The sequence below is a fragment of the Flavobacterium sp. genome, assembly GCF_013822155.1.
In the GTDB taxonomy this organism is placed as follows: domain Bacteria; phylum Bacteroidota; class Bacteroidia; order Flavobacteriales; family Flavobacteriaceae; genus Flavobacterium.
The window spans coordinates 25583-50820 of record NZ_PNJW01000015.1; the positions used below are offsets into that span (position 1 = coordinate 25583).

23 protein-coding genes are annotated in these 25238 nt (G+C 36.4%); 13 read left to right on the plus strand and 10 right to left on the minus strand.

What is annotated here, in order from left to right; all coding sequences use genetic code 11:
* Nucleotides 1–265 precede the first annotated feature (265 nt).
* From C0512_RS05845 to C0512_RS05870, 6 genes are all read right to left on the minus strand, one after another.
* Nucleotides 266–664, minus strand: coding sequence for a hypothetical protein (locus C0512_RS05845; RefSeq protein WP_290859668.1), 399 nt, complete (start codon nt 662–664; stop codon nt 266–268).
* Nucleotides 665–821: 157 nt separating this feature from the next.
* Nucleotides 822–1769: a translocation protein TolB gene (locus C0512_RS05850; RefSeq protein WP_290859670.1), complete on the minus strand. Its 948-nt coding sequence runs from the start codon at nt 1767–1769 to the stop codon at nt 822–824.
* Nucleotides 1770–2175: 406 nt separating this feature from the next.
* Nucleotides 2176–3660, minus strand: coding sequence for a T9SS type A sorting domain-containing protein (locus C0512_RS05855; protein WP_290859671.1), 1485 nt, complete (start codon nt 3658–3660; stop codon nt 2176–2178).
* Between the two features lie 80 nt (nt 3661–3740).
* Nucleotides 3741–4178, minus strand: a complete 438-nt coding sequence (locus C0512_RS05860) for a VOC family protein (RefSeq protein WP_290859673.1) — start codon at nt 4176–4178, stop codon at nt 3741–3743.
* 13 nt (nt 4179–4191) lie between these two features.
* Nucleotides 4192–4641 (minus strand): SRPBCC family protein, encoded by a 450-nt coding sequence (locus C0512_RS05865; RefSeq protein ID WP_290859675.1) that lies wholly within the window; start codon nt 4639–4641, stop codon nt 4192–4194.
* A 162-nt stretch (nt 4642–4803) separates the two neighbouring features.
* Nucleotides 4804–5835 carry a serine hydrolase gene (locus C0512_RS05870; protein ID WP_290859676.1) on the minus strand — a complete coding sequence of 344 codons (1032 nt, stop codon included), beginning with the start codon at nt 5833–5835 and terminating at the stop codon, nt 4804–4806.
* 1267 nt (nt 5836–7102) lie between these two features.
* On the opposite strand from C0512_RS05870, the gene C0512_RS05875 reads away from it, so the two are divergent.
* From C0512_RS05875 to C0512_RS05895, 5 genes are all read left to right on the plus strand, one after another.
* Nucleotides 7103–8374: a DUF2157 domain-containing protein gene (locus tag C0512_RS05875; RefSeq protein ID WP_290859678.1), complete on the plus strand. Its 1272-nt coding sequence runs from the start codon at nt 7103–7105 to the stop codon at nt 8372–8374.
* Nucleotides 8364–8939 carry a GDYXXLXY domain-containing protein gene (locus C0512_RS05880; protein ID WP_290859680.1) on the plus strand — a complete coding sequence of 192 codons (576 nt, stop codon included), beginning with the start codon at nt 8364–8366 and terminating at the stop codon, nt 8937–8939. Before C0512_RS05875 ends, C0512_RS05880 begins: the two co-directional genes overlap by 11 nt.
* Nucleotides 8940–8951: 12 nt before the next feature.
* Nucleotides 8952–9524 carry a non-canonical purine NTP diphosphatase gene (locus tag C0512_RS05885; protein WP_290859682.1) on the plus strand — a complete coding sequence of 191 codons (573 nt, stop codon included), beginning with the start codon at nt 8952–8954 and terminating at the stop codon, nt 9522–9524.
* Between the two features lie 163 nt (nt 9525–9687).
* On the plus strand, nt 9688–11580 hold the full coding sequence (locus tag C0512_RS05890; protein WP_290859684.1) for a DEAD/DEAH box helicase: 1893 nt from the start codon (nt 9688–9690) through the stop codon (nt 11578–11580).
* An 87-nt stretch (nt 11581–11667) separates the two neighbouring features.
* Nucleotides 11668–12435 carry a carboxypeptidase-like regulatory domain-containing protein gene (locus tag C0512_RS05895; protein WP_290859686.1) on the plus strand — a complete coding sequence of 256 codons (768 nt, stop codon included), beginning with the start codon at nt 11668–11670 and terminating at the stop codon, nt 12433–12435.
* Between the two features lie 38 nt (nt 12436–12473).
* Here C0512_RS05895 and C0512_RS05900 read toward each other — a convergent pair whose 3' ends face one another.
* Nucleotides 12474–13151, minus strand: coding sequence for an RNA methyltransferase (locus tag C0512_RS05900; protein ID WP_290859687.1), 678 nt, complete (start codon nt 13149–13151; stop codon nt 12474–12476).
* A 55-nt stretch (nt 13152–13206) separates the two neighbouring features.
* Here C0512_RS05900 and C0512_RS05905 point away from each other — a divergent pair, with 55 nt between their 5' ends.
* The 6 genes from C0512_RS05905 to C0512_RS05930 all read left to right on the plus strand — a co-directional run bounded on the left by C0512_RS05905 (nt 13207) and on the right by C0512_RS05930 (nt 19201).
* Nucleotides 13207–13740: a sigma-70 family RNA polymerase sigma factor gene (locus C0512_RS05905; RefSeq protein WP_290859689.1), complete on the plus strand. Its 534-nt coding sequence runs from the start codon at nt 13207–13209 to the stop codon at nt 13738–13740.
* Complete coding sequence (locus C0512_RS05910) at nt 13737–14531, plus strand: anti-sigma factor (RefSeq protein WP_290859691.1); 795 nt, start codon at nt 13737–13739, stop codon at nt 14529–14531. The genes C0512_RS05905 and C0512_RS05910 overlap by 4 nt, the downstream gene beginning before the upstream one ends.
* A gap of 11 nt (nt 14532–14542) precedes the next feature.
* Nucleotides 14543–15232 (plus strand): NAD-dependent deacylase, encoded by a 690-nt coding sequence (locus C0512_RS05915; protein WP_290859693.1) that lies wholly within the window; start codon nt 14543–14545, stop codon nt 15230–15232.
* Nucleotides 15233–15319: 87 nt separating this feature from the next.
* Complete coding sequence (gene purB, locus C0512_RS05920) at nt 15320–16666, plus strand: adenylosuccinate lyase (RefSeq protein ID WP_290859695.1); 1347 nt, start codon at nt 15320–15322, stop codon at nt 16664–16666.
* Between the two features lie 56 nt (nt 16667–16722).
* On the plus strand, nt 16723–17337 hold the full coding sequence (locus C0512_RS05925) for an NAD(P)H-dependent oxidoreductase (protein ID WP_290859697.1): 615 nt from the start codon (nt 16723–16725) through the stop codon (nt 17335–17337).
* Nucleotides 17330–19201, plus strand: a complete 1872-nt coding sequence (locus C0512_RS05930) for a monovalent cation:proton antiporter-2 (CPA2) family protein (RefSeq protein ID WP_290859699.1) — start codon at nt 17330–17332, stop codon at nt 19199–19201. Before C0512_RS05925 ends, C0512_RS05930 begins: the two co-directional genes overlap by 8 nt.
* Nucleotides 19202–19252: 51 nt before the next feature.
* On the opposite strand, the gene C0512_RS05935 is transcribed toward C0512_RS05930, so the two are convergent.
* Both C0512_RS05935 and C0512_RS05940 read right to left on the minus strand, forming a co-directional pair.
* Nucleotides 19253–19942: an SIMPL domain-containing protein gene (locus tag C0512_RS05935; RefSeq protein ID WP_290859700.1), complete on the minus strand. Its 690-nt coding sequence runs from the start codon at nt 19940–19942 to the stop codon at nt 19253–19255.
* A 52-nt stretch (nt 19943–19994) separates the two neighbouring features.
* A complete protein-coding gene (locus C0512_RS05940; RefSeq protein WP_290859704.1) occupies nt 19995–20636 on the minus strand; it encodes a rhomboid family intramembrane serine protease in 642 nt (213 codons plus the stop codon).
* A gap of 104 nt (nt 20637–20740) precedes the next feature.
* Here C0512_RS05940 and C0512_RS05945 point away from each other — a divergent pair, with 104 nt between their 5' ends.
* Nucleotides 20741–21631, plus strand: a complete 891-nt coding sequence (locus tag C0512_RS05945) for a lysophospholipid acyltransferase family protein (RefSeq protein WP_290859701.1) — start codon at nt 20741–20743, stop codon at nt 21629–21631.
* Between the two features lie 18 nt (nt 21632–21649).
* Here the strand turns inward: C0512_RS05945 and C0512_RS05950 are convergent, their stop codons facing one another.
* Nucleotides 21650–23134, minus strand: coding sequence for an aminotransferase class V-fold PLP-dependent enzyme (locus tag C0512_RS05950; RefSeq protein ID WP_290859702.1), 1485 nt, complete (start codon nt 23132–23134; stop codon nt 21650–21652).
* A gap of 1383 nt (nt 23135–24517) precedes the next feature.
* On the opposite strand from C0512_RS05950, the gene cas9 reads away from it, so the two are divergent.
* Nucleotides 24518–25238: type II CRISPR RNA-guided endonuclease Cas9 (gene cas9, locus C0512_RS05955; RefSeq protein WP_367160597.1), on the plus strand; the 721-nt coding region annotated here is incomplete at its 3' end.

Sequence of the window (25238 nt, forward strand, 5' to 3'; positions counted from 1 at the left end):
AATTTAATGATTTAAAATCAAAACGGTTGGGTTCAATTTTGAGCTAAAAAAGTAGTGCAGTTTGCAAATAATGTACAACTTGTTTTATAACACTCCTATAACACCAGTATAACTTAGGTATAACTTAGGTATAACTTAGGTATAACTTAGGTATAACTTTGTAATACACTTCTAGTACACTAGTAATTTATGATTAGTACATAGAAAGAACAATAAAAGAAAATTCATAACCTCATCAAACACAAACAATTGAATCATCCAATTTTTAATACGGTTCACAGATTACTTTAGTAACCCCATTCGGGCTTTCAAACACTAAATTTAATCCATCCTTGTACACTTTCTGTATATTTCCTTGTTCGTTACTATAACCAAATCGGTAATTACCATTGCCTAAATTTTCCCAAACTACGCCTAAATCAAACATTAACAAATTACATTCTTCCGGAAAATCATTCGAAAAAATCTTACCGCCACTAACCGAGTTATCCGCTTTGTATTCCGTATAAATATGGGGCAAACACGTAGGCATATCAACAAGTTGATTCGATTCATATTGCTCTATTGCTCTCCATTTTCCAATAATTATATCCGCAGAATCATCACTGCTTGAACAAGACGAAAGAATCAAAATTCCAATTAAAAAAACATAAAATAATTTCATTTTTTTCATGCGTAAAGTGTTTCTTTATTTATTTGTAAAAGTAATTTTTATAATTATTTAGCTAAAATACCATAACCAAATCAAGTTTACAACTAATTAGCCCTTACAGATTAAAATTTTTAGTAAACAAACTTGTTTTTACTTTATTGCTTTCATACTATTTCATTGATAAAGTTGGCTTCCAAACCGGTGTTTCATTTCGTTTTGGTTCTGTAGTTAAACGAATTTTCTTTCTAGTCTCAACATTAATTAACCACACATCATATTGTGCCGAAGTTCCACTTGAATAGGCAATCCATTTTCCGTCCGGTGACCAAGAAGGTGAGTAATCCTCCAATATGTCATTTGTCAAATTAATAATATTACTACCGTCAGAATTCATCAAAAATAGTTCGAAGTTTTTGTCATCCGTAGGGCCATAGAATGCTATTTTCTTTCCGTCAGGTGAAAATTTTGCTCCTGAATCATATCCTTTTTTAAAGGTTAATTGCTGTTCGTTCTTTCCGTCGATATCAATAATGAAAATTTCTCCATTGGCTGCATGCGAGGTGTCATCCGGTTCTTTAATTTGCCGTGTAAAAAGTATCTTGCTTCCATCTATTGACCAAGTTGGGACTTCTTCAAAAAATTCATTGGTTGTAATTCTGATAACGTTGGTACCATCAACGTTCATAATATAAATTTCCCTGCTTTTATGGTCTCTGTCTGACGTAAAAGCAATCTTTTTACCATCGGGTGACCATGCCGGTAAATAATCGTTAGAGGAATGATTGGAAATATTAATTTGATTTTTTCCGTCGGCATCCATTCTATAAATTTCATTATTCCCGTCGCGGTTGGAATAAAATAAAATATATTTTCCGTCCGGTGACCATGATGACCAAAAGTCCAAAGCCGGGTTATTTGTCAGGTTTTTTACATTTTTACCATCAGCAGTCATTGAATATATTTCAAAATTACCGTCTCTTGTCGTTAAAAAAGTTAAAACCCCAACCGGTATTGTGTCATTTTTGGTTGATAAATTATCCTCCGACAAAGAAAAAAAGCCAGGTTTACAAAAGACAATTAACCCCAAAAATAAAATTGAAATAAAAGATTTAATCATAACTTTTTAAATTGTTAAAATTAGTATTTTAGTTCCTTAATAAAATCATTGCTAACTAGCGGCATTTTCACGAAGTTCATAGTTTTTGCTTTATCTCCACAGCTTCTCTAAGTCCCAAATGGTTGCAAAACAAAATACCATTTTCCATTATCTTTAATGTAAGTCTCTGCTCTAATGACTTTAAAATGTAAATCGCCTTCAGTTACCCTTTCTGGCAACTTTCAACACAATCTAAACAAATATAACCAAAATTTTAATTCACCTAAGAAACTAACTGTTTGCCTGTTATCGTAAATGACTTCAAAGGAGTTCCTCAACTGATACAAAATACATAAAATACCATTAAACAAAATAGGTTGCCTGAAATTATTTAGGCAACCTATTTTCTTAAAAAGAAATCCGTTATTTACTCCACAATAATAGCTTTTGTCGCTTTTCCTTTATTTGTTATGACTTCAAAAAAATAGGTTCCTTTTGATAATTGACGAACATCAATACTAGAATTCTTTTCTGATTTTATAAATTGTCCGAGTGAATTGTAAATGTTGATTGATTTTAATTCTAAATCGTTTTGCAAACTAATGGTTACTAGTTCTGAAACCGGATTGGGATAGATTAAAAATTTCGATAAAACAAAACCATCTGAACTCAAAACAGGAGAGATATCAAACACACGAACATGACCGGAATCTGAACCATTAGCGTCATTGTTAGTTGCTCCTATTGCCACTGTGCTGCCATCACCGGATAAAGAAAGACTAATACCGAAATTATCATCAACTCCTTCCCCGTCCATATCTAAACCTATATGCGTCCAAGCTCCTGAAATATTTTGATACACTCGCACAAGACCGGCATTTGATCCATTTCCATCATTCAATGGGGCACCTACAACCAATACATTTCCATCATTGGATAAAGAAACACTATGACCAAAATAATCACCATTTCCTTCACCATAAATATCAAGACCCACTTGTGTCCAAACATTGGATAGATTTTTATAAACACGAACATGACCGGATCCCGGCGAATTTGTAGCACCTCCATTATAATAGGCTCCAATAGCCACTGTAGAACCATCTCCGGATAAAGAAACGCTATAGCCACTAAAGTTATTTGCAGCTTCCCCATCAATATCAGAGCCTTGTTGAATCCAATTATTTGCTATGTTTTGATATACTCGAACATGACCGGAATCTGTTCCGTTTACTCCATCATTGTTGTAGGCACCGATGGCTAAAATCGAACCATCATTAGAGAGTGAAATACTTGCACCACTAAAATCAAGAGCTGCTTCTCCATTAATACTATTTCCAATTTGTGTCCAAACATTTGAAATATTTTTAAAAACCCTTACATTTCCTGAGGCGGAACCATTTGCATCATTACTTAAAGCACCTATTGCAATAATTGATCCGTCATCTGACAAAGAAACACTACAACCGCTTAAGTCACTTATAAATTCACCATCAATGTCACTTCCTATTTGTGTCCATACTCCTGCAAGATTTTGAAAAACCCGAACATGACCGGTATTTGGAAAATTTCCATTATCTCCATCATTTGCATAGCTACCAATTGCTACAATGTTTCCATCACTTGATAACGAAACACTATAACCACTAGCATCATTTGCGGCTTCACCATCAATATCAGCTCCTATTTGTGTCCAAACCCCAGAATTATTGCTATATACTCGTACATGACCGGAACTAGTTCCATTTCCATCATTGTATATTCCGCCAATTGCTAAGACATTCCCATCAGAGGATAACGAAACACTATAACCACTAATGTCATCAGCCGCTTCTCCATCAATATCAGTCCCAATTTGCGTTTGACTGTAACTTGCTACTGTACAAAGTAGTAAAAAGTAAATTTTTCTCATATAATTCATTTTTCAAAAGGTAAACTTACTATTTCCTTTTTATATTTAAACCCTTATATATTGGACAAATGTTACCCCAATTAAATTTTCACCTGATCTCTCGGATCAAAATCAACCATCCACTCAATACCATATTTATCTCTAAACATCCCAAAATAAGAACCCCAAGGGCTTTCGTCAAGTGGAACTTCTATTTGCCCGCCTGCTGAAAGTCCCTCAAATAACTGAGTAGCTTCCGCTTTGCTTTCTGCACTAATGGATATTTTTGACCTGTTTTCATTTTCACTCACAACCCCCATACACTCAGGAACATCATTACCAATCAAAACATTACTGCCAATAGGAAAGGCAATGTGCATCAGCTTATCTGCCTCTTTATCAGAAATCGGAAATTCAGAAATAGGCATATCTTTATACCGAATAACCCGGGCAAACGCACCGCCAAAAACTGATTTATAAAAATTGAAAGCTTCCTCGGCATTGCCGTTGAAGTTAATAGAAGGATTAATTTGTGCCATACTTTTATTTTATTTAAGCGTCCGGAATAACAGGTTCTACTAAGCGTTTTAATTTATCTAACGATTCTTGCCATCCCAAATAACACATCTCTAAAGGAATTTCCGCAGGTATTCCTTCCTGTGTTACAAAAAGTTCCGTGCCACACAAAACCGCTTTAAATTTTATGGTCGTCATCATCAGTCCCGGCAAAGTAGGGTCATCAAATTGGTCGGTATACCGCAGCAATTCATTCGGCAGAATTTCTAAATAGCTACCCCCAAAAGAATGTCCGCTACCGGTAGTAAAATTAGTAAACGTCATTTTATAAGACCCCCCAACCCTAAAGTCCAAACTATGCACTTTACAAACAAACCCATAAGGCGGAAACCACGAAGCCATGGCATCAGCATCCGTAAAGGCTTTAAATACTTTTTCCACCGGTGCAGCTAAAACGCGGTGCAAGGTAACTGTGTTATTCGTCATAAAACTACTTTTTTACTATAATCAAATTTAAAATTTATTTTTTAATAGTCAGTCAGTCACCCACTTTTAACACAGTATATAAACCACTTCACTAACTGATTGCAATTATTTCAAAAGTAAATATAGTAGTTTTTTAAAAAGGTTGTGCAAAAGCTACTACTGTTAGCGATAGTTTTTTATTTCGTTTCTTATGATTTTCAAAATTTCAGTGTGATAATAAAAAGTTTTCTTCAAATCGTCAGTCTCATAGGCAACATTTTCAAATACAATTACGCTTGTCTTTGTTTTTGGAAAATAAAAATTCATTGAAACAAAACCCGGGGCAAAACCGGTTTGTCCAAACTGCAAAATAGTATCTTTTGCATCAATAGTTATTCCGTAACCATATTCCGTAATCCCAAAAATTGGGTGATTTCGAACTGCTCCTTTTTGTTTTGTTTTTAACAGCTTCATTGTCTTCCCTTTCAATAGTTTTCCATTATAAAACAAGCTATTCCATCTATTTAAATCGTTAACTGTCGAAATGAAAGAACCCGCAGCAACATAGTTTTGAAATGATTCTGTTTCAAATTCTATTTTACCATTTTCAATTTCAGTGTAACCTTTAACTAAACGATTATATTTTTTAATATCAGGATGAAAAGTGTTTTTCATTCCACACTCTTCAAATAAATTCTCTGAAAGTTCTGCAAAAGATTTTTTAGAAGTTTTTTCTACTATTTTAGCTAGCAAATCATAACCAATTTGCGAATAAGAATATTGAGTTCCAACTTTAAAAGTTGTTGGTTTGTCTAATTGAGAAATACCGTGCATATGCGTTAACAAATGATGTACGGTTACAGTATCAGCCCAGCTTTGAGTCAATTCAGGCAAATATTCACGAATGGGTATATGTAAATCAATGTTTCCTTTGTCAAATTCCCGAAGTACTAAAACTGCTGTAAACTGTTTACTGATGGAGCCGATTACAAATTGATCATTTAGTTTTAAAGGCTCTTTTATCTCAAGGTCCGAATAGCCATATAATTTTGAATAGTTAGCTTTTCCTTTTTGAGAAATAAGAATTATTCCATTAAAAGGTCTTGTTGTTTTAACTGATAGTAAACTATCTATTTGTTGCTCAATACTATTTTGTTGTCCAAAAGTTACAATGGTTGCTTTTAAAAAAACGAGTAAAAATAATATGTATTTCATTGTTGTCTTTTCGGTTTCTGTTCCCTTTATAACTTCTCCAAATTAACTCCTATTAATCTTAAAGTAAATATAGTAGTTTTCAGAATACTAAAAAACAAACCTCACTTAGATAGCACTAAACGAGGTTGTTTTTATAATTATTTTAAAAATTTAGTTCTTTAATGAAGTTATGCAATAGCTACGCAACTGGGGATTAAGAATTTATTCTTAACTTTTACTGGATGCTAAATTTGTATTCCTATTTTGATATACAATCTTGAGTTAAGTATATTTTTTGCCCTTTGTAATAATAAGAATGATTACTTTGAGCATTCAATAAAAATGCTCTTATAATAAAGAATAATAATGATAAGTATATTCCTTTCATAAGCTTTTTTATAAAATAAATTAATTAATTTTAATCACGTTAAATAATAAACATTAACAAATATATACAACTTATTCACACTTTTAATAAACTAATCATGATAATTCTTATAATAAAATTTAAAAAATTATAAAAACTAAAAAACTAAAAAAACTAAAAGAACTAAAAAAACCAAAAACTCTCCACCCCCAAAGGAAATCCGTTCAAATCCATTTATCGCGAAGCGATATCCGTAAAAAATCCTTTTAATCCGCGTCATTTGCGTCATCCGCGTTCAATCCCATAACCAAAAGATGTCATGCTGAGCCTGCCGAAGTAAAAAAAACTAAAAGAACTAAAAAAACCCATACCATTCATAACCCTTCAAATCGAAAACCCTCCCCAAAAAAACAACGAGATTATCTGATTCCGACACGAGATTATCCGATTCCGACACGAGATTTATCGAAACACGCACAAGGTTTATCGAAACACGAACAAGATTTATCGAAACACATACAAGATTTACCGAAACACGCACAAGATTTACCGAAACACGCACAAGGTTTATCGAAAAACGTACAAGGTTTATCGAAACACGCACAAGATTTACCGAAACACGTACAAGGTTTATCGAAACACGCACAAGGTTTACCGAAACACGCACAAGATTATTCGAAAACGGAACGAGATTATCCGAAAACGATACGAGATTATTCGAAAACGGAACGAGATTATTCAAAAACGATACGAGATTATCCGAAAACGCAACGAGATTATTCGAAAACGCTACGAGATTATTCGAAAACGCTACGAGATTATTCAAAAACGCTACGAGATTTTAAAAAAAAAACAAACCCTAATGTAAAACAAAAAGAATACATACTTAAATTTACACCAACACCGCAACACAAAAACAGCATGCAAAAACAACAACTCGACGAGCTGCTCCACCACAACATCATCACCCCCGAAGTAGCCACAGCCATAACAAACTACTACCAAAACAAACAAACAACCGCCTCTAAATTACCCATCATTTTCGGCATCTTCGGAGCACTCCTCGGAGGCCTCGGCATCATCCTCCTCATCGGCCACAACTGGGATGATTTCAGCACCACAACTCAATCCATCCTCGCCTTCCTTCCGCTTCTATTAGGTCAAATCGCCTCCGGATACACCATCCTAAAAAAACCGGAATCAATCGCATGGCGTGAAAGCAGCGGAGCATTCCTCTTCTGTGGAGTTGGAGCCTCCATAGCACTAATATCTCAAATCTACCACATTCCCGGCAACTTCAACGCCTTCATCCTCACCTGGATGCTCGTCAGTTTGCCAATGGTATATCTCCTTAAATCATCACTAACGTCCCTCCTCTTCCTCATCGGAATCACCGTATACAACGTCAACATTCGCTACATCGATTACCCCTACGCAGAAAACTATTGGTATTGGTTACTGCTAGTCGGCATCGCACCACACTACTATACCCTACTAAAAAAACAACCCACCGGAAACTTCACCATCTTCCACCATTGGTTCATCGCCCTCACCCTACTAATAAACCTCGGAACAATTTCAAAAAACAGCAACGAACTACTCTTTATCACCTACGGTTTTCTCATCGCCCTCTTCTACCTCATCGGAAAAACAACAACCTTTAATCAACTCAAAACCATAGCAAACAGCTACCTCACCATCGGAAAACTTGGCGGATTATACATCCTCTACATGGCAAGCTTCCGTTTCATCTGGAAACATTTAACCCTCAAAAACATCGAATCCGATTCACTCGCCATAACCCTTACCGTTTCACTGTTTCTTGCCGCCGCAATACTCCTTTATCAACTAAGCAAAAAACAGAAACAAACACCAACAACACTATTTCACTTTAACTTTCTAGCCATAGCCCTACTCTTTATAACCGCACAAATAAGTATAATCGCCACTGTTGTCATCGCAAACTGTTACATCCTTCTCCTCGGCCTCCAGGAAATACAAAAAGGAAACAAAACAAACAGCATAGCACGACTCAATTTCGGAATACTCATCATAGCCATCCTCACCGGATGCCGCTTCTTTGACGAAAACATGACCTTCATTGTTCGCGGAGTCATGTTCATAATTGTCGGTTTCGGGTTCTTTGCTTTAAACTATTTTCTACTCAAAAAAAGAAAACAACATGAAAACTAAAGCCCTCCTTTTCGGACTGTTTCTACTCGTTGCGGCAGTTCAACTCTATATTCCCGCAGAAATGATTTCACACAACGAAAACATCATCAGCACCGGAACAGTTTTAAAATTCAAATGCGAACCCGTAGACCCTTATGATCCCTTCCGTGGAAAGTACATTTATTTACGTTTCGCCAACAGAACCGTAGTTGTAAACAAAGCAGACAACTACCAATTCAATCAAAAGATATACGCCACCTTCAAACAAGACAAAGAAGGATTTGCAGTAATGGATAAAATTTACTCCAAACAACCAACACAACGCACCGATTTCCTTGAAATAAAGATTGATTACACAAACAATTACGATTCCATCGAAAAAATCTCTGTTGAATATCCCTTCGACCGCTACTACATGAACGAATTCAAAGCTCCCCAAGCTGAACAAACGTATGCAGAAAGTGTAAGCGACATCAAGAAATCAGTCTACGCTGAAGTAGCCATTAAAAACGGAACCGGAGTTATTAAGAAGGTCATGATTGATAACCAAGCTATTGAAGACTACGTTAAAAAACAGCCAAAATAAACCAACGAAACCATGCAATTAGTATTCGCTTCAAACAACCCAAACAAAATAAAAGAAATACAATTACTGCTTCCAAACACCCTACAAATCTTAAGTTTAGAAGACGTCGGTTGCTTGGAAGAAATACCCGAAACAGCCCCCACCATTGAAGGCAATGCCATTCAAAAAGCAAACTACATCACTGAAAAATATGGCTACCCCTGCTTTGCTGATGATACCGGTTTAGAAGTGGAAGCTTTAAACGGCGAACCCGGTGTTTATTCGGCCCGTTATGCCGGTGAACAAAAAAACGCTGATGATAACATGGCAAAACTACTCCACAATCTTTCCAATAAAACAAATCGAAAAGCCCAATTTAAAACGGTAATCTGTTTAAATCTAAATGGCAATCAGCACTTATTTGAAGGAATTATAAAAGGAGAAATCATCCCTGAAAAAAGAGGTTCAGCAGGTTTTGGTTATGACCCAATTTTCGTTCCAACCGGTTATGATAAAACCTTTGCAGAAATGCCAATTGGCGAGAAATCAAAAATCAGTCATCGGGGTTTAGCAGTGGAAAAATTGATTGCTTTTCTAACACATTAAAAGAAACATTTTTCCTCCTTTTTTCACTAAGATTGAACCTATAACCCATTACCGTTTACCTTTCACCCTTTTCAAAACTTCCAACTAATTAAAAATCAATAACTAACAGTATTAGTTTATATGGTTTTTTAACTGTACCTTTGCACCCAATTTAAAATACTATATGAATAAATTTGAACAATTAGGATTGAGTGAATCGCTACAGCGTGCGATTATCGATCTAGGATTTGAAAATCCGACCGAAGTACAGGAAAAAGCGATTCCCCTCTTATTGGAACAAGAAACAGACTTAGTTGCGTTGGCTCAAACAGGGACAGGGAAAACGGCAGCTTTTGGTTTCCCGCTAATCCAAAAAATTGATGCGAACAATAGAAATACGCAGGCTTTAATTTTATCTCCAACCCGTGAACTTTGTTTACAGATTACAAATGAAATTAAATTGTACTCCAAGTACGAAAAAGGAATTAATGTGGTGGCTGTTTACGGAGGTGCAAGCATCTCAGAACAAGCCAGAGAAGTAAAAAGAGGAGCTCAAATTATTGTAGCCACTCCTGGTAGAATGCAAGATATGATTAATAGAGGTTTGGTAAACATTACACAAATCAACTATTGTATTCTTGACGAAGCCGATGAAATGTTGAACATGGGATTCTATGAAGACATTGTAAGCATTTTATCTACTACACCTGATGAGAAAAACACTTGGTTATTCTCAGCAACCATGCCGGCAGAAGTGTCGCGTATTGCCAAAAAATTCATGCACGAACCGGTAGAAATTACCGTAGGAACAAAAAACTCAGGATCTGCAACAGTATCTCATGAGTTTTATTTAATCAATGCCCGTGACCGTTATGAAGCTCTTAAACGTTTAGCAGATGCAAACCCTGATATCTTCTCTGTTGTTTTCTGTCGTACCAAAAGAGATACACAAGCCGTTGCCGAAAAACTAATTGAAGACGGATATAATGCTGCTGCTTTGCATGGTGATTTATCACAAGCACAACGCGATAGTGTAATGAAGTCGTTCAGAGGAAGACAAATCCAAATGTTAGTGGCAACCGATGTAGCTGCCCGTGGAATTGACGTGGATAACATTACACACGTAGTAAACTACCAATTGCCGGATGAAATTGAAACCTATAACCACCGTTCAGGCCGAACTGGTCGTGCCGGTAAATTAGGAACATCCATTGTAATTGTTACTAAAAGTGAATTGCGAAAAATCTCTGCTATTGAGCGTATCATTAAACAGAAATTTGAAGAGAAAACAATCCCATCCGGTATTGAAATCTGTGAAATTCAATTATTGCACTTAGCCACTAAAATAAAAGATACCGAAGTTGATCATGAAATTGACAACTACTTACCGGCTATCAACGAAGTTTTAAACGGATTAAGCAAAGAAGAATTAATCAAGAAAATGGTATCGGTAGAATTCAACCGATTCATTAATTATTATAAAAAGAACAGAGACATCTCTAATCAATCATCCGGTTCAGAAAGACGCGAACGTGATGACAGAGAACCAAGAGAAAACAACAGTGGAGCAACCCGTTTCTTTGTAAACATTGGTTCACGTGACAATTTCGATTGGATGCAACTGAAAGACTTTTTACGCGATACGTTAGAATTAGGTCGTGAAGATGTGTATAAAGTGGATGTAAAAGAAGGCTTCTCTTTCTTTAATACTGATGCGGAACACGCTGATAAAGTAATGGATGTGTTAAACGGAATGTTATTGGAAGGTCGTAAAATCAACGTAGAAATTTCTAAAAATGATGGTGGCGGAAGACGTGACCACAATGGAAGAAGTTCAGGCGGTGGCGGAGGATTCAGAGGAGAAAGAAGTTCAGGTCCCCGTTCAGGTGGTTTCGGTCCAAGAACAGAACGTAGTGCCGCTCCAAGAGGAGATCGCAAAGAAGGCGGATTCAGACCAAGAACTGAAGGTACTTCATCAGAAAGACCAGCCAGACGTTCAGAAGGTGGAGAACGCAACGAACGTCCTGCAAGCCGCTCTTTTGAAGCTGCAAAGACAAGAAGACCTAGAAGAAGTTAACTAACTTTTGTTAATTTTCTTATAATTATACTGAAACTACAAAATATCTAAAAGTGATTTATTACTTTTAAACCGTTAAAACCGTTTATGAGATATTTTGTAGTTTTTTTATTGTTTTTATCCCTTTCTTCAGTCACAGCACAAATTGCAGAGCGAACTCAGAGAGTTAGCGGTACTGTGTTAGATGACACTAAATCAAAACCGTTACCAAACGTAAACATCATCAATTTAAATTCTGTTCGGGGAACGATTACAGATGATAAAGGTGTGTTTGAAATTAATGTGCAGGTTAACGATACACTACATATTTCATTAATTGGTTTTCAATCCATTCGGGTTCGTGTAACTAATGACTGGATTAAGACAAAAACAACCCAAATCAGTTTGACTGAAAAAGCCATCGCTTTAGAAGAGGTTGTACTTACTCCTTATAATCTTACCGGTTATCTTCAGGTTGATGCTAAATTAATTCCGGTGAAAGAAAACTATCGGTATGGCATTTCGGGATTGCCTTATGGTTATGAAGCCGGCGAATATTCACCCAATGCATTTAATCGGGTGTTGGGTTCTATCTTTAATCCGACCGACATGCTTTATAATTTCTTCGGGAACAAACCCAAGGAACTCCGCAAGTTAAAAGAAATGAATAAAGACGATACCGTTCGTAACTTACTTGCTTCAAAATTTGACCGGGAAACCATTGCAATCATGCTTGGGGTTAACAAAAAAGATATCGCCGAGATATTAGAACGCTGCAATTATTCTGAACAATTTATTAAAACAGCCAATGATCTTCAAGTGTTGGATGCCATCAACGATTGTTACGAAGAATATAAGATTTTGAAAAGAAAGTAGAATTAATTACGAATTATAAATTACGAATGGCGATTTCGTCATTTATTGCCTAATGCCTCCAAATATCGTTCTTCAACTCTATCGCAGTCTTTAATTGTTTTTTTAGCCCAATCAATTCGTTTTAAAAAGATTTCCTCCTCCGATAATTGCCAGTTTATGGTAGAATTTCTAAGTCGTTGCGTAACGCTTTGAAGAATGATGGAAGCCGCAACCGAAATATTTAAGCTTTCCGTAAAACCAACCATCGGGATTTTCAAAAAACCGTCAGCTTGTTGCATAACTTCCTCTGAAAGGCCATCCTTTTCTGTTCCAAAAAAGAAAGCAGCCTTTTTAGAGATATCAAAATCTTCTAACAAACAGGAATCCGTGTGCGGAGTAGTTGCAATAATTTGATATCCTTTCTCCCGTAAACCCGAAATACAATTTTGAATGGAGGGATATTGCTTTATATCAACCCATTTTTGAGCTCCCATAGCAATTTCAGTATCTATTTTCTTTCCATATTTCTGTTCTACCACATGTACTTCCTGCACACCAAAAACTTCACAACTACGCATCACGGCACTGGTATTATGCATTTGAAATACATCTTCAATAGCTACAGTAAAGTGTTGTGTTCGAAGTTGAAGAATTTCTAAAAATTTAGACTTTCTGTTTTCAGTTAGAAATCCTTCTAAAAAAGTAAGGTATTCAATTGTTTTTAACATTTCATTCATTCAAAATTGTTTTTTAAACACTAAGTTATTACCTTAGTCAATAAAATAAAAAGGTATGACTCAGGAAGAATTATTGCCCCTAATTTACAAAAAAGATAACAAGGCGTTTACTCTTTTGTATGATATGTATGCTAAAAGTCTTTTTGGGATAATAGCAACACTACTGAAAAACCCCGAAGACGCACAAGATGTCTTACAGGAAGCCTTTATAAAAATATGGAAAAACATCGATACTTATGATGAAAACAAAGGGCGATTATACTCCTGGATGGCAACCATTGCACGCAATTGTGCCCTTGATAAATTACGTTCAAAAGGATTTAGTACCAGTTTAAAAAACATTTCCGTTGATAATTTTGTGCATTTATTAGATGACCAAACCCGAATGAACGGTAAAATTGACACCATTGGCATTCAGGAATTTGTAAAAAAATTAAAGCCAAGATGTATAAAACTAATCGATTTATTATTTTTTAAAGGATTTACACAACAAGAAGCTTCAGATGAATTGGAAATGCCTTTAGGATCCGTCAAAACACACAACAGAAATTGCATTAGCGAATTAAGAAACTTATTACACGTATCATGAGTACACAAGAATATATCGAATCAGGCATTCTGGAACTGTATGTTTACGGTAAATTAAATGAACTGGAAACGGAAGAAGTTCATAAAATGGCACAACAACATTTAGAAATCAGGGAAGAAATAGTTGCTATTGAAAAAACGATGATTTTGTTATCCGGAAGTGTTGCACCGCATTTATCAGGTCAGCATTATGAAGCTATCAAGCAGCAAATTTTCGAGAATAAACCCAACGTTGTCGAATTAAAAAAGGAACCCAAGAAATCCAATATCAGTCAATATTTAAGTTGGGCTGCGGCAATTTTATTGCTGTTAGGCGGTGCTTATTTATACCAACAATTGGATATAACTAAGAAAGAAGTTCTATCGCTTAAATCTGATAAAAAGAAAATGAAAGAAGAATATACTGTGTTGGTTTCAAAAAATAAGGTAAACGAAGATATGCTTTCCTTGGTTCGAGATACAAAAAATACAATAATAGCTTTGGGCGGACAAGAAGTTTCCCCTGAGGCATATGCAAAAGTATATTGGAATCAAGAAACACATACTGTTTATGTAGATGCCGCCGGATTACCTGAACCTCCGGAAGGAATGGTTTATCAGGTTTGGGCTTTAAAATTAAATCCCTTAACACCGTTGAGTATTGGATTGTTAGATAATTTCAAAGGAAAAAGCATGTTGATTTTTCCGGTTGATAATGTTATTGAGGCCGAGGCTTTTGGAATTACTTTAGAACCTGATGGTGGTAGTACTACGCCAACATTAGAAAATTTGTATACATTGGGAAAGGTGTAATAAAGTAAAAAATGAAAAAACTAGTTGTTTTAACCGGTGCCGGAATTAGTGCTGAAAGTGGCATCAAAACGTTCAGAGATGCGGATGGTCTTTGGGAAGGTCACGACATTATGGAAGTTGCTTCTCCCATTGGATGGAAAAAAAATCCGGAACTGGTTTTAGATTTTTATAATAAAAGAAGAAAACAATTACTGGAGGTAAATCCAAATCAAGGTCATTTTATATTAGCCGAATTAGCCTCGCATTTTGACGTGCATATTATCACCCAAAATGTTGACAATTTACACGAAAAGGCCGGCAGTAAAAACGTGTTGCATCTACATGGTGAATTGCTTAAAGTAAGAAGTACAAAAGACGAAAAATATATCTTAGATTGGCAGGATGATTTACTGTCAAATCACACCGACCCAAACGGTTTTCCGCTACGGCCCCACATTGTATGGTTTGGTGAAGATGTTCCCGCCATAGAAGAAGCGATTGATTTAGCCGAACAAGCAGACTTTTTTGTGGTAGTAGGCACTTCACTTCAAGTTTATCCTGCTGCCGGGATTATGCATTATACAAAACCCGAAACTCCTGTTTTTTACATTGACCCAAATCCGGCTTCTGTATTGGAATTGGCTAATCCGTTAGAAATAATTCCGATGAGTGGCTCAGAAGGAATGGCCATTTTAAAACAACGACTTTTAGACTTAAAATAAAGATAATTTATTTGAAGTAGCGATTTTTTCATTTCCAATTCTGCCTTATAAAACTTATCTTTGCACTTCAAACCAACACCACAACACATGAATGCATTAAACGAATTAAACGCCATTTCACCAATTGATGGAAGATATAGAAATAAAACAGTTTCTCTTGCTGCTTATTTTTCTGAGGAAGCCTTAATTCGTTTCCGCGTGTTGGTTGAAATCGAGTATTTTATTGCATTATGCGAACTGCCATTACCGCAGTTAAGTACTGTAAATCCTTCCGTATTTGAAAAATTAAGAAATTTATATCGAAACTTTTCTACACAAGATGCTTTAGCCATCAAAGAAATTGAAAAAACAACTAATCATGATGTGAAAGCGGTTGAATACTTCATAAAAAATGGTTTTGATGGGTTAGGATTGGAAAGTTATAAAGAGTTCATTCACTTCGGATTAACTTCTCAAGATATCAATAATACCGCTATTCCACTTTCGACAAAAGAAAGTTTTGAAAAAGTATATTTACCACTTTTAATCAATGTGATTTCCAAATTAAAAGACATGAGTCAGGAATGGAAAGACGTTCCTATGTTAGCCAGAACACATGGTCAACCTGCCTCTCCTACCCGATTAGGAAAAGAATTAGGTGTATTTGTAGAACGATTGGAAGAACAAATGCGTCAATTATTTAATATCCCCTTTGCGGCTAAATTTGGTGGAGCAACCGGTAATTATAATGCCCATCATGTAGCTTATCCTCAAATTGACTGGAAAAAGTTTGGAACCAATTTTGTTGAAGAAACTTTAGGACTACATCATTCTTTCCCTACGACTCAAATTGAACACTATGATCATATTGCAGCCTATTTTGACTGCTTGAAACGTATCAATACTATACTCATTGATTTAGACAGAGACATTTGGACGTATGTTTCGATGGATTATTTTAAACAGAAAATCAAAGCGGGCGAAATTGGTTCTTCAGCTATGCCACATAAAGTGAATCCCATTGATTTTGAAAATTCAGAAGGAAATTTAGGAATGGCTAATGCTATCTTTGAACACCTTTCTGCTAAATTACCACTCTCCCGTTTGCAACGCGATTTGACAGACAGCACCGTTTTACGAAACATCGGTGTGCCGATTGGACATACCTTAATCGGTTTTGAAGCTACCTTAAAAGGATTAAATAAATTATTGCTCAACCGTTCAAAATTGGAAGAAGATTTAGAACGCAATTGGGCCGTGGTGGCGGAAGCTATTCAAACCATCTTACGCAGAGAAGGCTATCCAAATCCGTATGAAGCATTGAAAGGTTTAACTCGCACGAACGAAGTCATGAATCAAAAAACGATACATGAATTTATTCATTCTTTAGCCGTTTCAGAAGCTATCAAAGCGGAATTACTACAAATAACACCATCCAATTATTTAGGAATATAATTTGATTTGTAGCCAATTCACTTCTTTTTCTGAATAAAAAGACGTATTTTTAAACCATGGCTCAAAACAAAATATTAATTCTATTTGCTCATCCGTTATTTGAAAAGTCTTTTGTCAATCAGGCTTTAGTTCGGCATATTCCAAAGTCGAAAAACATCACCTTTCATGATTTGTATGAAGAATATCCTGAATTTGACATTGATGTTAAAAGAGAACAAGCTTTACTTCAAAAACATGATATTATTATTTGGCATCATCCGCTGTATTGGTATAGTTGTCCTCCCCTATTAAAACAGTGGATAGACATGGTGTTGGAATATAATTGGGCTTACGGTAAAAACGGAATCGCTCTTCAAAATAAACTAATCTTTCAAGCCATTACTACCGGTGGGAAAAAAGAAAACTATTGTGAGGCAGGCCGAGACCGGTATTCTATTCCTGAATTATTAGAACCCTTTAACCAAACAGCAAAAGTTTGTAACATGCACTATCTGCCTCCCTTTGTTATTCATGGGACACATCAAATGAATGAATCAGAGGCTGACAATTATGGCAAAATTTATGCTGATTTATTGCTTTATTTAAAATCAAATGAATTGGACATAAAAGAAATGAATACCCATTTTTACTTAAATGAATGGTTTAATTCTAAAATACAAACTAATGGATAACGGATTTTTTATACAAGCGATCATTTATTTGACGTCGGCTGTGGTTTGTGTTCCCATTGCAAAAAAACTGGGTTTAAGTTCTATTTTAGGCTATTTGTTTGCCGGAATAGTTATTGGCCCTTTTGTTTTAGGCTTTATCGGATCTGAAGGAGAAGACATCATGCACTTTGCAGAATTTGGAGTAGTGATGATGTTGTTCTTAATTGGATTGGAACTTGACCCTTATAAATTCTGGAAAATGCGAAAGTTCATTTTAGGAATGGGTTCAATGCAATTAATTGGGACCGGTGTTTCCATTTTTATTTTGTGTCAATTGTTTTTAGATTGGAATTGGCAAACTACAGTTGTGATTGCTTTAGCACTATCACTTTCGTCAACTGCCATTGTGTTGCAAACCCTAAAAGAAAAAGGATTATCGCAAACTTCTATGGGCCGAGCGTCTTTTTCGGTTTTGTTATTTCAGGATATTGCGGTGATTCCAATCTTGGCTATTATACCGTTGATGATGTCGGGACAAGCTATTCCTGATGATGATTTAAAAAGTTCTTTAATCATAGACTTGCCCGGATGGATTCAAACCCTAATCGTTTTAGCAGCTATCATTGCCGTTTATTTTGCAGGGAAATATATAGTTGTTCCGTTGTTGCACATTGTTGCAAAAACACGGTTACAGGAATTGTTTACTGCTTCTGCTTTACTTTTAGTAATGGCCGTTTCTTACTTAATGCAATTAGTGGGGTTGAGTCCTGCGTTAGGAGCTTTTATGGCCGGAGTCGTATTAGCTAACTCCGAATTTAGGCATGAATTGGAAGGAGACATTGCTCCGTTTAAAGGATTGCTTTTAGGGTTGTTCTTTATCGGTGTGGGGGCTTCTATTAATTTTAAATTGATTATTGATGATCCTGCTTATATTTTAATCTTTGGAGCTATTCTGACAGCCATTAAGTTCTTTGTTCTTTTTGGCATTGGTAAATTTTATAAAAAAAGTAACGATCAAAATTTGTTATTTTCCTTCGGGTTGAGTCAAGCGGGAGAATTTGGATTTGTTATTTTAAGTTTCTCCACGCAATTGAATATATTACCAAACATATTGGCTAATCAAATGATGGCCATTATTGCTTTGAGTATGGTATCCACTCCTTTTTTATTGTTGATTAATGAAAAGTGGATTGACCCGTTCTTTGGCGTAAAAGAAAAAGTGAAAAAACCACACGATATCATTGATGAAAACAATGAAGTTATCATTGCCGGATTTGGTCACTTTGGAAGTACAATTGGTCGGTTGTTAAAAGCTAACGGCGTTCAAGCAACTATCTTGGATCACGATTCAGACCGAGTAGATTTGTTACGTAAAATGGGGTTTAAAGTTTATTATGGAGATGCTACCCGATTAGAATTATTGAAAGCTGCCGGAGCAGAGAATGCTAAGATCTTTATTGCCGCCATTGACAATCCGGAAGTTAATTTAAGTGTCGTGGAATTATTGAGAAAGCACTTCCCTCACTTAAACATCCTTACAAGGGCAAGAAACCGGGTGGATGCTTATGAGTTGATTGATCATGGAGTGGATAAAATCTACAGAGAAACACTCTATACGGCCGTTCATTTAGGAGTTGATGCTCTAACACAATTGGGTCATCGGAAATACTCTGCCACGAGACAAGGTCAACGCTTTATTAAATATGATGAGGCAGCGATAAGAAAGTTAGCTTCTAAGCGACATGATAAAATGGCTTATTTGGCTACCGTTAAAGACGAATTAGAAATGCAGGAGCAATTGCTTAAAAACGACTTACACATTAATTTTTCTGCGTCGGATCATGCTTGGGACAGTGAGCATTTGAAAAAGCAAATTACTGAATAAAAAAACCACGAATTATCTCATTCGTGGTTTTTGAATAGCTTATTATATCAATTATTCCAACACAAAACTAACACTTACATTGGTGATGATTTCCAATTCACCAATGGCTAGTGTTTCTCTGGCTGCACCTGAATCCGTTGCCATCTCTGCATAGGCCATGTTTTTATACATGGGTGGATAATAAGGTTGTGAATTGTCTGTTATTAAAATAGCTTTGCCTACTTTTTGATTTAGTACAGAAACATAATCCTCTGCTTTTTTCTTGGCATCAAGAATGGCTAGCTTTCGGGCTTCTGTTTTGTGTTCTTCCATTTTTGAGGACTTGAACTCTACATTGCTGATGTTGTTTATTCCTGTGTCAACCAAACCTATCATTAATTCATCATACTTTGTGATGTCTTTTAAGGTGATGGTAATGGATTGCGACGCTTGGTAAGTATGTTTCTTTTTCTCGTAATCGTATATTTTTTGTAAACTTACATTCGTGGTTTGAAAATCAGTTGTTGGGATACCGAATTTCTTGATGAATTTAATTACTTTATCGACTGTTTCATCGTTTAGTTTCTTTACTTCGGTGGCGTCTTTGCCAACGTTGTCTACTCCGAAATTAACGATAACTCTATCGGGAGTTACTTTTATTTTTCCTTCTCCGGAAACTGATATTTGAGGAACTAATTTATTTTCCTGAGCATTCATAGTTGTCATTGCAACTGCAAACAGAATAATTATTGATTTTTTCATGGTAAATGTGTTTTATCTAAATTCCTTTATTCAATTTGTGTGCCAAAGCTTTTTAAATCTTGCCCATTTTTGCCATTACAAACAAAATAACAATTGGAATGGCTAATAAAATTACCATCAATGTATTCTCGGTTAGCATTTGAGGCTCTTTGATTAGGGTAATTACGTATCCGCCGATTGCTCCTCCGAAGTGGGCCGTGTGACCGATGTTGTCGTTTCGGGATTTCATGCCATAGATGGAATATAATAAATAACCGATACCGAAGATGTAAGCAGGAATGGGCAATGGAATGAAAAAGAAATACAAATCCATGTCAGGTCTTAGGAGGATTGCGGCATAGAGTATTCCTGTGACGGCTCCGGAGGCACCGACAGCCCGGTAGTTGTATTCGTTTTTATGGAATTGCAAGGTGAGAAGGCTTCCGCATAATAAACTTCCGAAATAAACAATGAGGAAAGAGGGAATGCCTAAGTAACTTGAGACAACGGGAGCGAAAAAATAGAGCGTAATCATGTTGAAAGCCAAATGAGCAATATCAACGTGAAGGAATGCTGAGGAAAACATGCGAATGTGTTCTCCGGCACGGATGCTTCCGATGTGGAATTCGTATCTTCGGAAGAAGAACTGGTCTTCGAATGCTTTGAAACTGATTAGGACATTGGCTGCGATGAGCACAATTAGAGCTATATTCATGGCTTTGAATTTAAGATGGGTAAAAATAGTAATTGTTTCTTTAGCTTTTGTTAATTGAACATTCATAAAATAGAAATTGCTGTATCTTTGTGAAAATTTTTAAGATGCAGCTTGTTGTTTTCATCCTGGTTTATCCCATTCTTTGGTTGATTTCCATTCTTCCTTATCGGTTGTTTTATCTTTTTTCTGATTTTATCTGTTTTTTTGTTTATCGCGTTATCGGTTATCGAAAAGGAACCGTGCGGGAGAATCTGTTGATTGCTTTTCCTGAAAAGACGGCGGAAGAAAGACGAACAATTGAACGAAAGTTTTATCATCATATGTGTGATTTGTTTTTAGAAATAATTAAAACGTTAACCATTACGGAAGAAGAAATGAATAAACGTTTTACTATTTCTAACCTGGAAGTTTTAAAGGAAATGGAAAACAAAGGAAAGAGCATTGCTTTGATGACGGGACATTATGCCAGTTATGAATGGTCTGTTTCGGTGAATAAAAAACTGTCAGTGAAGGGCTATGCGATTTATAAAAAGATTGCTAATCGACACTTTGATAAGTTAGTTCGGGATATTCGAACAAAATTTGGGGCAAATTTAATTACGACGAAAGAAACCATTCCAACTATTGAAGCAAACCATATTGCAGGGGTTCAAAGTATTTATGGTTTTGCGAGTGATCAATCGCCGAAGGCTTCGCGGGCGATTAATTGGGGTCCGTTTTTTGGAGTTGAGACTCCGTTGCAAACCGGAGCGGAAATGCTTGCAAAGAAGTTTGACATGAACGTGATGTTTATGCGAATTCGAAAGGTGAAACGGGGTTATTATGAAAGTAGCTTTGAAGTAATTTCGAATGATGCGAAAAGCGTTCCTGATTTTGAGTTGACGCATTTGTTTATGCGTAAAGTGGAGGAGCAAATTCTTGAGGCTCCTGAATATTATTTGTGGACGCACAAGCGATGGAAACATCACAGAACGTCGGAAACGGGGTTGAGCTAAGTTACTTTTAGCTACTCTTTAGAGAAACCAATTCCTTACCATTTCTTTTTCGGGTATTGCATCGTCTTTGTGGCGGAAATTGTTTGTTTTTGCATCGTAAAGGTAATCCTTGCTCCATGTTTTGTGGTTTTTGGCTACTTGTTTGATGCTTTCGCAAACGTATATTATTTCTTCAGTGGTGGTGGTGGGGTGAATGGACATTCTTATCCATCCCGGTTTTTTGATTAGGTCGCCGGCGGATATTTGGCAAACTAAGTCTTCTGAGGTTTGTTGGTCTACATGCAGCAAGTAGTGACTGTATGTTCCGGCACAACTGCATCCGCCACGGGTTTGAATACCAAAGCGGTCGTTTAGCATTTTAACGCCGAGGTTGAAGTGTAAATCAGTGATGTAAAAGGAGATTACCCCTAGCCTATCTTGGTGTTCACCGGCGAGAATGTTGATGTTTTCGATGTTTCCGAGTTGTTCAAAAACGAGTTCGACAATTTCGTGTTCGCGGTTGAGGATGTTGTTGATTCCCATTTGCTCTTTTAGCTGAATGGCTAAGGCTGTTTTGATGACTTGAAGGAATCCGGGGGTTCCGCCGTCTTCACGGTCTTCGATGTTGTCGATGTATTTGTGTTCGCCCCATGGGTTTGTCCAGGAAACGGTTCCTCCGCCGGGACAATCAGGGACATTGTTTTTATAGAGGTTTTGGTTGAAGATTAAGACTCCGCATGTGCCGGGCCCACCCAGGAATTTGTGTGGTGAGAAGAAGATGGCATCGAGGTAACTCTCGGGGTCTTGTGGATGCATGTTTATTTCGACATAAGGACCTGAGCAAGCAAAATCAACAAAGCATACGCCGTTGTTTTGGTGCATTAGTTTGGCAACGTCATGATAGGGTGTTTTAATTCCGGTTACGTTTGAACAGGAAGTTATGGAGGCTATCTTGAAGACTCTGTCGTTGTATTTGTTTAAGAGTGTTTTTAGGTTTTCGATGCAGAAGAGTCCTTGTTCGTTAGCGGGGATTACTTCGACGTCGGCGATGGTTTCAAGCCAAGAGGTTTGGTTTGAATGGTGCTCCATGTGTGAAATGAAGACGATTGGTTTGAGTTCGTTTGGGATGGTTGTGAATTCTTTGAGGTTTTCGGGAATTCGCAAGCCGAGTATGCGTTGAAACTTGTTTACTACGCCTGTCATTCCGGTTCCGTCTGTGATTAGGACGTCGAATTGTTTAGCATTGACGTGGTTTTTGATGATTGTTCGAGCTTGGTGGTAGGCCATTGTCATGGCGGTTCCTGATATGGTTGTTTCGGTGTGGGTGTTTGCAACGAAAGGACCGAATTGATTGATTAGTTTTTCTTCTATGGGGCGGTATAGTCTGCCGCTGGCAGTCCAGTCGGTGTAGATTATTTTTTGTTGTCCGAACGGGGATTGAAATGCTTGGTTTATTCCGATGATGTTGTTGCGGAATTGGGTGAAATAGTGTTCGAGTTGTGTTTCGGTTTGCTTGGTATTCATTGTGGGTAATGTTTGAGCAAATATACATTTTTTTGTTTAGTTTTTTTGGGGGGCGGAATGATCAAGGGGATGGAATAGTTTGCGGGGCTTCGACAGGCTCAGCCTGACAAGGTGCATCATTATAGTTTTCGGTGTTAAGGATGAAGTTGATTGTGGAGATTGCTTCGCCAGTTCGCTATCGCTCGTGTCCTCCTGCGTTGGAATGACAAAGTTAGCGGAGAAAGGGGACGGAATGGGATTGCGGAAGTAGTTTGTGGGGCTTCGACAGGCTCAGCCTGACAGGGTGCATCATTTTCGCTATCGCTCGTGTTCTGCTGCGTTGGAATGACAAAGTTAGCGGAGAAAGGGGACGGAATGGGATTGCGGAAGTAGTTTGCGGGGCTTCGACAGGCTCAGCCTGACAGGGTGCATCATTATAGTTTTCGGTGTTAAGGATGAAGTTGATTGTGGAGATTGCTTCGCCAGTTCGCTATCGCTCGTGTCCTCCTGCGTTGGAATGACAAAGAGAGTGGATAATCTCGTGCGTGTTTCGATAAACCTTGTGCGTGTTTCGATAAACCTTGTGCGTGTTTCGGTAAACCTTGTGCGTGTTTCGATAAACCTTGTGCGTGTTTCGATAAACCTTGTGCGTGTTTCGATAAACCTTGTGCGTGTTTCGATAAACCTTGTGCGTGTTTCGGTAAACCTTGTGCGTGTTTCGATAAACCTTGTGCGTGTTTCGATAAACCTTGTGCGTGTTTCGGTGAATCTTGTAGGTGTTTTGAAGAAACTTGGTTTCTTTTTGGTTTTTTTGGTGGGATTATAGGGGATTGTTTTTTAGTTTTTTTGATTTTTTTGGTTCTTTAATTATGAAATTGGAACGCGGATGACGCAAATGACGCGGATTAAAAAGATTTTTTACGGATATCGCTTCGCGATAAAGGGATTTTCACGGATTTATTCGGTTTATTAATTTTTTTAGTTCTTTTGGTTCTTTTAGTTTTTTTAGTTTTTGATTTTTTTTCTTTTAGTTTTTTTAGTTTTTTGATTTTTTTGATTTTTTTGTTTTCGTCATTGTTTTCTTAAGTTTATTTCAATAGATTTGAGATTCCAAAAATAATTTTTTCCTTTTTAGATTTTTGTGGGGTTTGCTGTTTTGTAGCGAGTTGTTTTGCTGTGGAGTTTTGTGCGACTGTAAATGTTCTAACTGAGCACTTTTTTGACAAAAAAAAAAGCGACCCTTGTGAGGCCGCTTTGAATGTTTTCACAACGGAATAATCCTTATTGTGAATTGCTTCAAAATTGTACTGCAAGTATACACATAATTATTTAATATTAGTTTACGGATTTCCGTAAAAAACATAATTTTCTTTATTATAACTTTCGAGATTAAAAATTTTTTATATGAAAAAAATATTGGGTTTGGATTTGGGGACTACCTCTATTGGATGGGCTTTTATAAATGAAGCGGAACTTGAAAATGAAAAAACTTCAATTACAAATTTAGGAGTACGTATTGTTCCTTTAACAACGGATGAAGAATCTGATTTTAAAAAAGGAAACACAATTTCTATTAATGCTGACAGAACTTTAAAACGTGGTGCAAGAAGAGGTTTGCAACGATTTAAACAAAGAAGAGATGCTTTAATAAATACTTTTACTTCTGTAAAATTTATTTCAAATAATTTTAAATATGCAGAAACAGGAAAAGATACTACTTTTTCATCATATAAATTAAGAGCTAAAGCAGCAGATGAAGCAATTACTAAAGAAGAGTTAGTTCAGGTGTTGTTAATGCTGAATAAAAAGCGAGGATATAAAAGTAGTAGAAAAGCAAAAACAGCGGAAGAAGGACAGGCTATTGATGGCATGAAAATAGCGAAAGAAATTTTTGAAAACAATTTAACTCCAGGTCAATGGGTATATAATTCATTAATTAATGGTGGAAAATATATTCCTGATTTTTATCGTTCAGATTTACAGAAAGAATTAGAAAAGATAATAATTTTTCAAACTCAATTTAATTCTACTATTATAAACTATAAATTATTAGAAGATATTAAAGGAAAAAACCGAACACAAACGTCTCAATATTTTACTAAAATTCTAAGTATTGAACTGGCAG